Below are 13,849 nucleotides of genomic sequence, written 5' to 3' on the forward strand. Positions count from 1 at the left end.
CATGCGTAAGATGATGATCCCTGTTGTCGTCCTAGCCGTTGTTGTCTTTTTGATGTCGATCTTCGTGGTGAGTGAAGGCGAACGTAGCATCGTGGTCCGTTTTGGGCGCGTGCTTAAAACGGATAACGACGTGGCGAAAATCTATCAGCCGGGTCTGCATTTCAAACTGCCATTGTTTGATCGCGTCAACACACTCGATGCGCGTATCCAAACCATGGATGACCGTGCTGACCGTTTTGTTACCGCCGAGAAAAAAGACGTCATTATTGACTCTTACGTGAAGTGGCGTATCAAAGACTTTGGCCAGTATTACCTGTCCACTGGTGGTGGTAACAAACTGACTGCCGAGTCGTTGTTGCAGCGTCGTGTCGCGGATGGCTTGCGTGCCGAAATCGGTAGCAAAACCATTAAAGAAATCGTGTCTGAAAAGCGTGATGAGGTCATGAAAAGTGTCCTTGATCGTGCGGCGAGCGAAGGTTCACGTGATTTGGGTATTGAGTTGATTGACTTGCGTATCAAGCGTATCAACCTGCCGAGTGAAATCAGTGAGTCTATTTATGCACGTATGCGTGCTGAGCGTGAGGCGGTTGCCCGTCGTCATCGTGCACAAGGGCGTGAGCAAGCGGAAATTATTCGCGCGCAAGCTGAGCTAGAAGTGGCGACCATTCTGTCTAAAGCAGAGCGTCAAGCGCGGATCACCCGTGGTGAAGCTGACGCAGAAGTGGCGAAGCTGTTTGCTAACGCGTTCAAGAAAGAGCCTGAGTTTTATAGCTTTGTACGCTCGCTACAAGCCTATCGTAAAAGCTTTAACAGTAAGAGCGATATGCTGGTGGTTGATCCGAAAAGTGACTTCTTCAAATACATGAAGCAGCCTGACGTGATCAATAAATAAACCGCAATAACCGCGAGAAAAGACAAGGCACTGCGCCTTGTCTTTTTTTTGTCTTCGGCTTATCGCGCACAGCAAGATTCAATGTAGGAGGATGAATCATGACGACATTATGGGGAGCGCTTGCGCTGGTATTGGTAGTCGAAGGGTTGGGGCCCATGTTATTTCCCAAGCAATGGCGACAAATGGTGACTGAGCTGAGCCAGCAGCCGGATAATCAGTTGCGACGTATCGGAGGCTGCTTGGTGGTGATCGGTGCGGTATTGGCCTATTACCTCTTGAGTTAACCAAGGGGCTGTCAGCTTGACGTGACAAGCCCATGGTAAGAAAACGACATTATGGTTAAAAAATAACTGCAACCGTTTTTTGAAGGTGCTAGAATCCATTTTTAACTAGCTGCATATCGAAAAAGATGGGTAATAACGTAGTAGTTCTCGGCACCCAATGGGGTGACGAAGGTAAGGGAAAGATCGTTGATCTTTTGACTGAAGACGCAAAATACGTGGTTCGCTACCAAGGCGGTCACAATGCTGGTCATACTCTTGTCATCGACGGCGAGAAAACCGTCCTACACTTGATTCCTTCTGGTATCCTTCGCAACAACGTTAAATGTATCATCGGTAACGGTGTTGTGCTGTCGCCGGATGCTCTGCTGAAAGAAATGGGTGAGCTGGAAGCGCGCGGTGTGCCGGTTCGTGAGCGCCTATTCCTGTCAGAAGCTTGTCCTCTGATCCTGCCATATCACATTGCGCTTGACGCAGCACGTGAGCAAGCACGCGGTAAGAAAGCCATCGGTACGACCGGTCGCGGTATCGGGCCTGCGTACGAAGATAAAGTGGCACGTCGTGGTCTGCGTGTTGGCGATCTGTTCGACAAAGAAGCCTTTGCTGAAAAGCTAAAAGAAGTGATGGAATTCCATAACTTCCAGCTTGAGCATTTCTACAAGGCTGAGCCTGTGAGCTATGAAGAGACCTTGGCGACAGTCATGAAGCAAGCGGACATCCTCACTGGTATGGTGATGGACGTGACTCAAGAGCTTGATGATGCCCGCAAACGTGGTGACAAAATCATGTTTGAAGGCGCACAAGGCACCTTGCTAGACATCGACCACGGTACTTATCCGTACGTTACTTCGTCGAACACCACTGCCGGCGGTGTTGCTGCAGGCTCTGGTTTTGGTCCGCGTCACCTTGGCTATATCTTGGGTATTGCTAAAGCGTATTGTACGCGTGTTGGTGCGGGTCCATTCCCGACTGAGTTGGATGATGAGATTGGCATGCACCTTGGTACTAAAGGTGCCGAATTTGGTGCGACCACCGGCCGTAAACGTCGTTGTGGTTGGTTTGATGCGGTTGCGATGCGTCGTGCAGTACAAATCAACTCAGTGTCAGGTTTCTGTCTGACCAAGCTTGACGTGATGGACGGCTTGGAAGAAATCAAAATTTGTACCGGTTACAAGATGGCAGACGGTTCAACTGTTGAGGTATCCCCTCTGGCCGCTGACGCGTACGAAAACATCGAGCCTATCTATGAAAGCATGCCTGGTTGGAGCGAGAACACCTTTGGGGTGAAATCTCTCGACGAACTGCCGCAAGCGGCGCTCGATTACATCAAGCGTATCGAAGAGCTGACCGGTGTGCCGATTGATATTATTTCAACCGGTCCTGACCGTAACGAAACCATCATCAAAGTACATCCGTTTGCTGAATAAGCAATTGCTTTGAATGATAAAAGCCAGCGCCTTGTCGCTGGCTTTTTTAATGCTTTTTTCGCCCAGCTTGGAATCGAAATCGCGCGATAGCGGAAAAAACTTGCCGCCTTTGCTAAAGTCATTTCACATAGCGCCGATACAAAAAAGGCACAGGTAGCCCTGACGCTGCTGCTTAGTTTTTTGTTTTGATAGCGAGTAGGCATGAAGTTTCGAACGCTAGTTTTTTCTCTTTTGTTGTCAACAGCAGCGGCCAAAGCGGACGTCGGCCCCGCTGTGCCTGTGTATGAAGAGAGCGAATTGATTGCCTTGTTCGAAACTAACTCTCACCTTGAACGGGTGAAGCAGGACGAGTGCCAATTGATCCAAGATATTGAAGCCCGTGCCACCCGTGTTGGATCGCCCGCCTATGAGTTTTTATACGGTGATATGCTAGCGTGGGGCGTGTGTGTGGATCAGGATGCGGAGCTGGGTGTTTACTACATGAAGCTGGCGGCACAACAAGGCTTGCCCGCGGCACTCGAGCAACTGGGACGCTATTATGCCAATGGCACGCTCGTCCAGCAGGACCAGCGCCGAGCCATTCCTTATCTGCGTGAAGCGGCTTCGCTGGGGGATACGCGTGCACGCATCTTACTGGCTGAGCTGCTAGTGGATGATGTCGGCTCGCCGCTCGATTATGAAGATGCATACCGTTGGTTGTACCAAACTATTACCGCGGACACCCAAACCCGCAACCGGATTGCTCAGCTGCGTGCTGCGCTAGAAGCGCGTATGCCACAAAACATTATTGCGCGCGCCAAACGTCGCACCAGTTATTGGTAAGCACAATAAGCGATTTTGTCACACAAATTCGTTATACTCGTTACCACTCATCTGTTTCCAATCTGATTCGATATGGTGCCTGCGCCATATTCCTCTCGTTGTTTACAAGCAAGACGCTGAAACAAAACGTCAAACTGCGATCATCGCGGCGCATTAGCGTCAGTTAACAGATATAATGAAATCAACATACGCCAATAGGAAAAGGTCTATGTCGCAAGACACAGGTTCGACAAAAAATACGCCCACAGGCATTGCGGCCGATCCGCACCAAGCTCGTGAAGCAGAAAAATATGACAATCCCGTCCCTAGCCGTGAACACCTGCTCGAGGTCGTACGCAGCTTTAAAGCGCCGGTAAGTCGAGACAATCTGTTCGCACACTTGGGGCTCGCCGGTGATGAACAGTATGAAGGCTTACGTCGACGCCTGCGCGCTATGGAGCGTGATGGCCAATTGGTGTTTACCCGTCGCCAGTGCTACGCCTTACCCGAGCGATTAGACTTGGTTAAAGGCACTGTCATCGGTCACCGAGACGGCTTTGGCTTTCTACGCCCAGAAGGCAAAGGCAATCACGATGATTGGATGTTACCGCACCATCAAATGCGTAGCGTGATGCACGGTGATGTGATTTTAGCCCAAGGTGTCGGCACCGATAAGCGAGGCCGCAAAGAAGCCCGTGTAGTACGGGTGCTCGAGGCACGCCAAGGTCAGATCGTGGGCCGTTACTTTGTGGAAGATGGCATGGGCTTTGTCGTGCCCGATGATAGCCGTCTTGGTCAAGACATCGTGATCGACAAAGAGCAAACCCAAGGTGCGCGTATGGGCAATGTGGTGGTGGTCGAGATCATGCAGCGCCCGACTCGACAAACCAACCCTGTCGGTAAGATTGTTGAAGTGCTGGGCGAGAACATGGCGCCCGGCATGGAAATCGAAATTGCGATGCGCACCCACGATATTCCCCACCAATGGCCGGATGCGGTACTCAAGCAAGTGAAAAGCTTGAGTGAGGAAGTACCAGAAAAAGCCAAAGAGGGCCGCGTCGATCTACGTGATTTGCCACTGGTGACCATCGATGGTGAAGATGCCCGCGACTTTGATGATGCGGTCTATTGCGAGCGTAAACGCTCGGGCGGCTGGCGTCTGTGGGTAGCGATTGCCGATGTCAGCTACTATGTGCGACCTGATTCGGCGTTGGATAAAGAAGCGCAAAACCGCGGTAACTCGGTGTACTTCCCGAATCAAGTGGTGCCCATGTTGCCGGAAGTGCTTTCCAATGGTTTATGCTCGCTGAACCCGCAAGTCGATCGCTTGTGTATGGTGTGTGAGATGACGATTTCTGAGTCAGGTGCGTTATCTGGCTACAAGCATTACGAAGCGGTGATGAATTCCCACGCGCGTCTGACCTATACCAAGGTGTCTCACATCCTTGAAGGCGATGAGGAGTTGCGTGAGCGCTACCGTTCTCTGGTACCGCACTTAGAGACCTTGCACGATATGTACAAAGTGCTCAGTGAGGCTCGCCAACAACGCGGGGCGATTGAGTTCGAGACGGTGGAAACTCAGTTTATTTTCAACGCACAGCGTAAAATCGACCGTATTGTGCCGGTGGAGCGTAACGATGCGCACAAGATCATCGAAGAGTGTATGATCTTGGCCAATATCGCGTCGGCGCGTTTTGTGGAAAAACACAAAGAGCCAGCACTCTATCGTGTCCATGAAGCGCCGGGCGAAGAGCGCCTCAGTGGCTTTAAAGATTTCTTAGGCGAGTTAGGCTTGAGTCTCAGCGGCGGCCTTGAGCCGACGCCGAAAGACTACGCGGCACTGATGCATGTGGTGCATGGTCGCGCTGACAGTGAACTGATCCAAACCATGTTGCTCCGCTCGATGAAGCAAGCGGTGTATCAAGCGGATAACCAAGGCCACTTCGGTTTGGCACTCAAGCAATACGCACACTTCACCTCGCCTATTCGTCGCTATCCGGATTTGCTGTTGCACCGTGCACTCAAATACTTGATTGCCAAACAAGCAGGTAAAAACCAAGACCGTTGGACCCCGACCGGTGGCTACCACTACTCATTTGACGATATGGATGTGCTCGGCGAGCAGTGTTCGAAAACCGAACGTCGTGCTGATGATGCTACCCGTGATGTGGCTGATTGGCTTAAGTGCGAATACATGCAAGATCACGTTGGTGATGAGTTGGAAGGCGTGATTGCCAATGTTACTGGTTTTGGCTTCTTTGTTCGCCTCAATGAGTTACACATCGACGGTTTGGTCCATATTTCCAACCTCGATAATGATTACTATCGCTTTGATATGGTGGGTCAACGCTTGGTCGGTGAAGGCTCGGGACGTGTGTTCCGACTCGGTGATCAGGTGACCGTGAAAGTCTTAGCCGTTAACTTGGATGAGCGACAAATCGACTTTGAGCTGGTAGGCTCTGAGCGCAAAGCCCGTCGCCCGGGGAAAACAGCCCGTGACAAACGCAAGAAAGGCCGTGCGGAGTCGAATAAAGACCCACAAGCCCGTCGCGAGCGAATGTCCGTGCGTCAGCAACTGAAACGTGGCGCCGTGCCTAGCGTTGAAGAAGACAAGGCCCCTGCAGAGAAAAAAGGCAAGAAGGGCAAAGGTAAGTCGCCTGCGGAAAAAGCACGCAAGAAAAAGGCGAAGAAGCAAAAACCTAAAGCGGTCAAGAAAAAGAAGTAACCCATGAGTAATGAAACCATTTACGGCATTCATGCCGTCCAAGCCGTGCTTGCGACTGATCCATCTCGCTTTATTGACGTGATGGTGCTAAAAGGCCGTCAAGACGAACGCTTGGTGCCTGTACTAAACGAATTAGCGATGCTGGGGATCAGTATTCAGCAAGTCGGCCGCAAAGCGTTAGACGACAAAACCCAAGGTGCGTCGCACCAAGGGATTGTGGCACGTGTCAAAGCGGGCCGTCAGTATAACGAGAATGACTTGGAGGCGATCCTCGCCAATACCGAGAGTCCCTTGCTGCTGGTGCTTGATGGGGTAACTGACCCCCACAACTTGGGGGCGTGCTTGCGTACCGCGGATGCAGCCGGAGTCAGTGCAGTGATTGTCCCGAAAGACAAATCCGCTCAGCTCAATGCTACGGCGCGAAAAGTCGCCTGTGGCGCCGCTGAAGTCGTGCCTTTAGTACGCGTCACCAACTTAGCGCGAACCATGCGTGCGCTCAAAGAGCAGGGCGTGTGGTTTGTGGGCACGGCGGGTGAGGCCGATCATGATGTTTACGATACCAAATTGGTGGGGCCGCTCGCCTTAGTGATGGGCGCAGAAGGAGATGGCATGCGCCGTTTGACGCGTGAAACCTGTGATGAGCTGATTCGGATCCCAATGGCGGGTAGCGTGTCGAGCTTGAACGTGTCCGTGGCGACTGGCGTCTGTTTGTATGAAGCGGTGCGTCAGCGTCGTTAAGTGCCTTGCCTTTTGTCCACCGTTGAAGAAAAACGCCCCTGTTGGGGCGTTTTGTCATTGAGGGAAGTGAAAAACTGTTACAGCAATTGCCAGACCGCGGCGCTGCCCGGCTTTTCGCCTTGCGTCCACCACTTGGCTTGGTAGCGTTGGTTGTTATATTCAACTTCATCGCCACCGGAATAAGCAACGGTCGCTTGCCATTCACTGCTTTGGTTGGCTTGGCTATCCCCGACGCGCTCCCATGGCTCGCCTTGGTCTGGGCGCTGGCCTTTGGTCCACCACTTGGCGCGATACTCAACCCCTTGATACAGGACGCGATCGCCGCCGACATACACGGTGTTTTCATCCCACGTTGGTAAGCCACTGGCCGCCGTCACGGTTACCGTGAATTGCGCTTGCGTGGTTTTGTCGCCATCGCTGACCTCGACCGTGACCACATAGTCGCGATTCTCCGTCACGGTGGGCGCGGTCAGCGTCACCTGATCACCGCTGCCAGCAACGGCCAGATCGCCGGATGCACGGTAGGTGTAGCTGAGTGTATCGCCATTTGGGTCGTTTGCCTCAATCGTCACGCGGGTTTGCTCACCGCTTTTCAGGCTAACAGGGGCGATAGGTGCCACAGTAGGGGCTTGGTTTTCACCCGGTACCACCACCTTAATAGTCGTGCTGGCCTCGGCATTGGCTTGACCATCCGATACCGTCACCGACAGGGAATAGTCGGTGCTGGTGCTCACATCGGGGGCGGTCACGGTAACCGAATCCGTGTCGCTATTAGTCAGGGTCAGCGCCGTATCGCCTTGCCAGCGATAGGTCAGGGTATCGCCATCCCGATCACGCCCATTGGCGGCAATGGTTAACGACGATCCGGGTGCCAGCGTATAGCTTTGCTGCGCAAGGGTGACGCTAGGAGCACTATTGACAGGTGGTTGACCATCCTGTGCTAAGCCCTCGTGCATCGCATTAAGGATATCGCCATTGTCGGCATCGATTTCCCAAGCAAACAAACCGGCGAAGTTGTGGTTGCGTACATACTGGCCTTTGGCTTTGACCGAGCGTGGGTTGTCATAAGTGACTAGCTTGCCGTTGTCTGGGTTCCAAACGTAGGCCGCTTCAGCTTGCTCATCATAACCGGGTTGGAAGCCATTGATACCGTTCCCCGCGCTACCGAGCATTGATTTGACGACGCCTTTGTAGTCAATCACGCCCGCTTCCCAAATACCATCAGCGGTACTGCCTTTGATTGGGCCGTTACCGGGGGCGGTCATCGGGTTGTTAGGATCGGTTGCATTGGCAGGGAAAACGCCTTCCCAGCCGCGGCCGTACATCGCGGTACCGATCACCATTTTCTCCGGTGGCACGCCGCTTTCGAGCAGTAATTGCACGCCATTATCGAGCGTGTAGGCAGGACCTTTACGGGGTTCGCCGTTATCATCGACACCAGTACCATCACATTCATCGGCGCTCATATGGCTGCCGCAGTAAATCGCGGTTTGGTGACCGGTGACATTATTCCATGCGCCGAAAAAGTCGTAGGTCATGGCAAAGATGTAATCCATGTACGGCGCGCTGGCGCTGTAATCGACGTTGGCGATTTTGTCATAACCGGCCCCGACGGCCGAGGTGAGTTGGTACTCACGGCCCGTGTCGGCTTCGAGCTCATCCAACATCGCACGCAGCTCACGCATTAAGGCCGCGTAGGCTTGGCTGTCTTTATCGGGATTGCCTAAATCTGGGTTGGCACCGCCACCGCCTGGGTATTCCCAGTCAATGTCGACCCCATCATAGAACTTCCAGGTTTGTAGGAACTCTTTCATCGAGGCAACAAAGACATCACGGTTGGCTTTGTCGGTGAAATCATAGAAGGGGTCTGATAGGGTCCAGCCGCCAACGGATGGGAGAATTTTCAGATCCGGGTAGCGCTGCTTGAGCGCCATCATTTGCGCGTAAGTGCCACCAATTGGATCTTGAGCTGGTGTGCCGGGCAGTTTCTTCTGAATCGCAGCCCAAGGGTCATGGATCACCACTTCATAGTCTTTTGAGCCTTGGCAGGCAAGCTCAAGCGCGCGCAAGCTGTTGCCATTTTCGATGTCGCCCAATGACTCATTGGGGCCACAAATAGGGATAAAGCCATATAAGATGTGGGTGAGATTCCCCGCGGGCACCTGACTGACATCGAAGTTACGGCCATAAATGCCCCATTCGACAAAGTATGCCCCCACCACGGTATCAGGCTGTTTGGGGTAGTCATTGTTATTGGGGTCGACATTCATCGGCAGTGGGTCAAGATGCACACCGTCGGTGTCTGCGATCACGATGGGTTTGGCGGCACTGGTCGCACACTGGCCATCCACGCCGCCTTCACACAAGGCGAGTTTAAGCTGGTGGCGGCCGCCTTTGTCATAGGGAAAAGTGACAATGCCGGATTTGGTTCCTGCCGGTAAGGTGCCTTGATTGACGACTTGATCGTCAAAGTACACCTTGTAGCTGTCACCGCCATCACCGGACCACGCATTCCATTTAATCTCAATTTGGACTTCATCCACGCGTTGCACCAGATCTTTGTACGATCCGCGACCATATTCGTCGACTTCAACAAAAGAATAGTTTTGTGGCTTCCAGTCCAAACTTGGGGTTGAGGGGGCCGCCACGGCGTGGCTGGCACCCAGTGCCCCAGCAATCGCCAGAGAGAGTAGGGTCATTGGCTTCATGTTTGCTCCTTATTGTGTCACGCGTTGCCAAACAAGGGCAGCGCCGGGTTGCTCGTTGCGTGTCCACCATTTTGCTTGGTAGATGTTGTCGCCATAGCGCACGCGATCCTTGGCCACATAGACGTCAGATGCACTCCAAGCGGGCAGGTTGCTGGTGGGTTCGTCGGTAGCCGGGATCACCGACAGATTGAAGCTATAGCTATCGTGATGGCTAAAGACTTGGTTTTGCACCACGTCATCGGCATTAAACTGGATCTCACCGTGGCGCATCACCCCGATACGTAAGGGCTCGTTAGCCTGTTGCTCAATAAGGCTGGCCAGTGCGTGTGGCCAATTCGCCACATTTTGGTCCGTCAGGGTGAGTGTGACATCCACGACTTCTTGGCCTTGGCGATTGTGCAAGCGGGCCCGCACGCGATCGCCCAATGCTGCCATTTGTGGATGTGGGACAAAGTATCCTAGCTCGTGCCATTGGGCGGGTGCGGTCTGACTAGGGGTGATGGTGATGTCGGCACAGTTGTAGAAGCCTTCTCCGGCCGGATCAATACGTTGCCAACGGCTATAGAGAATGGCATCACCTTGACGATCGGCGGGCAGGGTCACGGTCATCTCGTAATACCGGTTACCGTTATCGCCAACCACAATGGGCAGGTCGCCAAAGGTGTCGATCTTTTCGAGATCGTCCCACGTCAGCGCATCGGTCGCGCCGTTGTAGTCTGGCTTGGTCAGATAAATTTCCCAAAAGCTTGGGTTGTGCGGTGTGGTGGCGCGAAAACGCACGTCAATTTGCCCATTGCCATCTGGGGTGACTTCGGTCCGTTGCCAATCCGGTGAGGGCAAACTGATCCCGGCTTTATTGGGATCACCGGCACCGCATAAGTTGCCATCGGTAACGGCCGCTTTCACCGCATCCATATTGCGATAATCTGCCACCAATTGCGCTGATTCGTGGTGTTGCACAAATGGGTAGTGCCCCGATTCTAAGAACGCAGCGCGACAGGCAGCGTTAGGGATACGTGATCCATCTGAAGGCCACCAATAGCCTCCTTGCTCATGGCAAATCGCTTGGCGTGCTTTGGGGCTTTCTAAATAGCCATGTGCCATCACTTGTGAACTGCTTGCGACCAGCGCAAGGGCCACGGCGCTGCGGCAGGAAAACTGTGTGAGCGAAGACTTGAACATAACGACTCCTTAACGGGGGCACGCAGCCCCCGCATTCAAGATCAGAAATGGATTAGAGGCTGCAGACTTGGCGCCAAGCTTGACCACCGGGTGCCGCTTGGGTCCACCATTTGGCTTCCCATACCGCCTCTTGGTAGATAAGTTGGTCGCCACCGCTGGCATGGTTGCCACCATTGGGCCAATTGGGGTAGGTACTCAGGCTGGCAACATCGACGCCGGGACACTGAGTGTCGCCACCACTTTGACCGGTGCTACCGGGTAGCGCAGGCGGAAGGCTTGGATACTCCTGCTTTACCGCATAGCGCTGGCCATCTTTTTCGATGGTGATATTGGTCGGGTTAGTGATCGGCATGTAGTACATCACCTGAGCGTCCAAGGTTTCACCCGGCTTAAAGCTTTGCTCTATGCCACCCCATTCGTTGATCAAGGTGATGGCAAAGCGATGATGCGTGGCATCAAACCCGCCGATGTTGTTACCACTGGCGTTGCTGCTATCACGCACGACTTCCATGCGTAGCTTTTTCTGGGAGTTCCAGTCAGATTTAAAAATGGCCGAGGTTGACACCGGCACATCAAAGCTGATGGTGGCGCCCGATAAGTCCAGATCCGAATGGTTGGTAAAGCGGAACGTGGGGCGGATAGGGTAGTTGTCATCGCCCACTGGGAAGTTCAGCGCGTCAAACGTGACATCCACTTGCTCGCTTGGCACTTGGAAGTTGGCGTCGCCACGTTGTAGCGAGTAGTCGCTGCCGGATTGCTTAAAGGTTTGGTACGCCAGCGAGGTCAGGGTGTCACCCATAAAATAGGCTTGACGCTGATCATCATAGCGATAATCCCCCGCCAGCTCCCAGAACATCACCCCGCCTAGGCCTTTGTTGACGACGTAGTCCACTTTCTCGGCCATCGAGGTTTCGTCTTCCATCGACAGAAATACACGTTTTTCCTCGTTCCAAACCCATGGCGCTTTGGCGATGTCATCGTAGTAACGCTGATAACTACCAGTAAGGCGATCAGTGGGGTCTTGCTCAGGGTCGAGTCCGTATTCCGCCGCATAGGCCGGTAGTTTGCCGTCGAGCAGGTTTTTCACATGCCACAATGGGTTAGAGCCAGCAGGCACTTCGTTGCCGAGCTCGTCCACATCATGCCAAAGGTTATCTATCCCGACGGCACCGTTGCCGCATTTGTTTTTCTCACCGACACCGGTGCCGGCTGGGCACTCACTTTGGTTTGGCAGTGGCGCGCGTCCCCAAAGGCCTTTATCGCCACCTTGTACGTCTTTAAAGCCACGGGTGTAATACGGGATACCAATATTGATGCGGCCGGGAGACATACCGCCCATAAAGTAGGTCGCAGCCCAGTCGGTATTTAAATAACCAATCCCGCCAAACTCAGGGGTTTGGTAGACATTCCACTGTTTAAGCTCCGAGTCTTCGCCGGTGTCGTACAGCGGCGCCTGATGGCCAACATGATCGTTCCATGCCCCGTGCAGGTCATAGCTCATAATGTTGACGTAATCTAAGTATTGGGTGGTTTGGAAGGTTTCCATCCCGCGCAATAAGTAACCCGACGACGGTGCGGCAATGGTCAGCATATAGTGCTTGCCATCTTGTGCACTGGCTTTATCGAGCGCTTCACGCAGCGACTTCATCAGCACTTGATAGGATTTATTCAAGTGCGCACGACGTGGGTTGGAGTACTCGAAATCGTCAGGGTGGCCTGAGTCTTTCATTGACGATGGGTATTCATAATCAATGTCGAGACCATCAAAGCCATATTGGCGCAAGAAGGCGACGGCACTGTCGGTGAAAGCTTTAATGCCAGCTTGGTTGACGCTGCCATCGGCATTGGTGGTCATGGTGTAGAAACCGCCACTGTCGATGCGCTCGCCGTTTTCACCGAAGTAACCCCCGGTTTCGGCCCAGCCACCCACGGAGATCAGCGTTTTCACGTCGGGGTGCTGCTTTTTATACTTGTTGAGCAAGTTAAAGTGGCCTTTGTACGGCAGGGTTGGATCCATCTCTGCGCCGGCCACGCCTGGCCAGGTCATTTGGGTCGCTGGGTTATCAGGGGCGTTGGGATCGCCGATAGACAATTGGTTGTCCGCGTTAACATGGGCAAAGGCGTAGTTAATGTGGGTGATCTTGTCCCAAGGAATATCGCTGACTAAATAAGCTGGCTGGCCGTTGGCACCGTTTCGCCAGCTGGTGAAATAGCCAATGACACGGCGAGGGTGATCGGCGCCCATGTCTTCAAGGCCGTTTTCGTCATACACCGAGCAATACGGCACGTCGACATCTGGGGTGGTGTATAAACCAGCAGGGCGACAGGCATACTCATCGCCGCCGGTTTGGTCATCCCCCACTACCTGTTGCAATGTTTGGGTATCGGTCGCGCCTTTGTCGTCGGTCACGGTGAGCGTAAACGTAAAGCGCCCCGTTTGTTCGGCTTGCCAGTCAATGGTGGTCGCTTCTGCACCTTCATATAAGACAGTCTCGCCTTGTGAGAGTACGAATGAGGTTACTGTGCCATCCGTGTCGGTTCCGGCGAGGGTGAAGGTGAGTGTGTCGCCAACCTTAACGGGTCCAGACGGGGAGACGGTTAAGGTTGCGGTAGGGGCTTGGTTGACGCTGCCCGCGCACTGGCCGAGGATTTTCCACGCTTTCCACTCCCCTGATTGGGTGGCAGGATCGGCTTGCGTCCACCACCTTGCCTCATAGGCGGTATCGTCCGCTTTAACTTGATCCCCTTGGGTGTAGGTATTGCCACTTTGCCAATTGGGCAGGGGCTGGCAATCAACCGCAGCATGTACGCTGGGGCTACTTAACGCGAGTCCCGCCAAACCTAGCGCGACGGCACGTGATGGCGTCATCAGTTTCATATTTTGCTCCCAAAATTTTTGAAGCGAATTTCATCAATGCAGGTAGCGTTTGATGTGTCCTTTCCTTACTTTTTTGCCTGTATAGGTGACTTAAGTATCAACAATAGGCAATAAAACCGCTATGTTGGGCAATTGATGCCAAGAAATGGAGGCGGAAGTGCAATAATTTGAGCGCGGGTTCAGAAATTAATTATTGGTAAAAAAGAAGTGCATCAAT

General features: G+C 53.2%; 9 protein-coding genes. 6 read left to right on the forward strand and 3 right to left on the reverse strand.

Translation table 11 applies throughout. From position 1 onward, the window contains the following. Nucleotide 1 precedes the first annotated feature (1 nt). From hflC to rlmB, 6 genes are all read left to right on the forward strand, one after another. Nucleotides 2-892 (forward strand): protease modulator HflC, encoded by an 891-nt coding sequence (hflC, locus tag BZG82_RS06680; RefSeq protein WP_069589708.1) that lies wholly within the window; start codon nt 2-4, stop codon nt 890-892. Nucleotides 893-990: 98 nt separating this feature from the next. Further along, the gene (locus BZG82_RS06685; RefSeq protein WP_069589707.1) at nt 991-1,176 is read left to right on the forward strand and encodes a DUF2065 domain-containing protein; all 186 of its coding nucleotides are present in this window, start codon (nt 991-993) and stop codon (nt 1,174-1,176) included. 125 nt (nt 1,177-1,301) lie between these two features. After that, entirely contained in the window at nt 1,302-2,600 is a 1,299-nt protein-coding gene (locus BZG82_RS06690) for an adenylosuccinate synthase (protein WP_077765448.1), read from the forward strand. A 201-nt stretch (nt 2,601-2,801) separates the two neighbouring features. Further along, the gene (gene motX / locus BZG82_RS06695) at nt 2,802-3,422 is read left to right on the forward strand and encodes a flagellar protein MotX (RefSeq protein WP_069589705.1); all 621 of its coding nucleotides are present in this window, start codon (nt 2,802-2,804) and stop codon (nt 3,420-3,422) included. 208 nt (nt 3,423-3,630) lie between these two features. Next, nucleotides 3,631-6,126: a ribonuclease R gene (rnr, locus tag BZG82_RS06700; RefSeq protein WP_069589703.1), complete on the forward strand. Its 2,496-nt coding sequence runs from the start codon at nt 3,631-3,633 to the stop codon at nt 6,124-6,126. Between the two features lie 3 nt (nt 6,127-6,129). After that, nucleotides 6,130-6,864: a 23S rRNA (guanosine(2251)-2'-O)-methyltransferase RlmB gene (gene rlmB / locus BZG82_RS06705; protein ID WP_077457597.1), complete on the forward strand. Its 735-nt coding sequence runs from the start codon at nt 6,130-6,132 to the stop codon at nt 6,862-6,864. 77 nt (nt 6,865-6,941) lie between these two features. On the opposite strand, the gene BZG82_RS06710 is transcribed toward rlmB, so the two are convergent. Genes BZG82_RS06710 through BZG82_RS06720 form a run of 3 tightly spaced genes read right to left on the reverse strand, consistent with a single transcriptional unit; the run spans nt 6,942 to nt 13,632 of the window. Then, nucleotides 6,942-9,572, reverse strand: a complete 2,631-nt coding sequence (locus BZG82_RS06710; RefSeq protein WP_077765449.1) for a glycosyl hydrolase family 18 protein — start codon at nt 9,570-9,572, stop codon at nt 6,942-6,944. Between the two features lie 9 nt (nt 9,573-9,581). Further along, nucleotides 9,582-10,754 carry a lytic polysaccharide monooxygenase gene (locus BZG82_RS06715; protein ID WP_077765450.1) on the reverse strand — a complete coding sequence of 391 codons (1,173 nt, stop codon included), beginning with the start codon at nt 10,752-10,754 and terminating at the stop codon, nt 9,582-9,584. 52 nt (nt 10,755-10,806) lie between these two features. After that, nucleotides 10,807-13,632, reverse strand: coding sequence for a glycosyl hydrolase family 18 protein (locus BZG82_RS06720; RefSeq protein ID WP_077765451.1), 2,826 nt, complete (start codon nt 13,630-13,632; stop codon nt 10,807-10,809). Nucleotides 13,633-13,849: the final 217 nt, after the last annotated feature.

It is taken from the genome of Salinivibrio sp. PR5 (genome assembly GCF_001996085.1).
GTDB lineage: Bacteria > Pseudomonadota > Gammaproteobacteria > Enterobacterales > Vibrionaceae > Salinivibrio > Salinivibrio proteolyticus.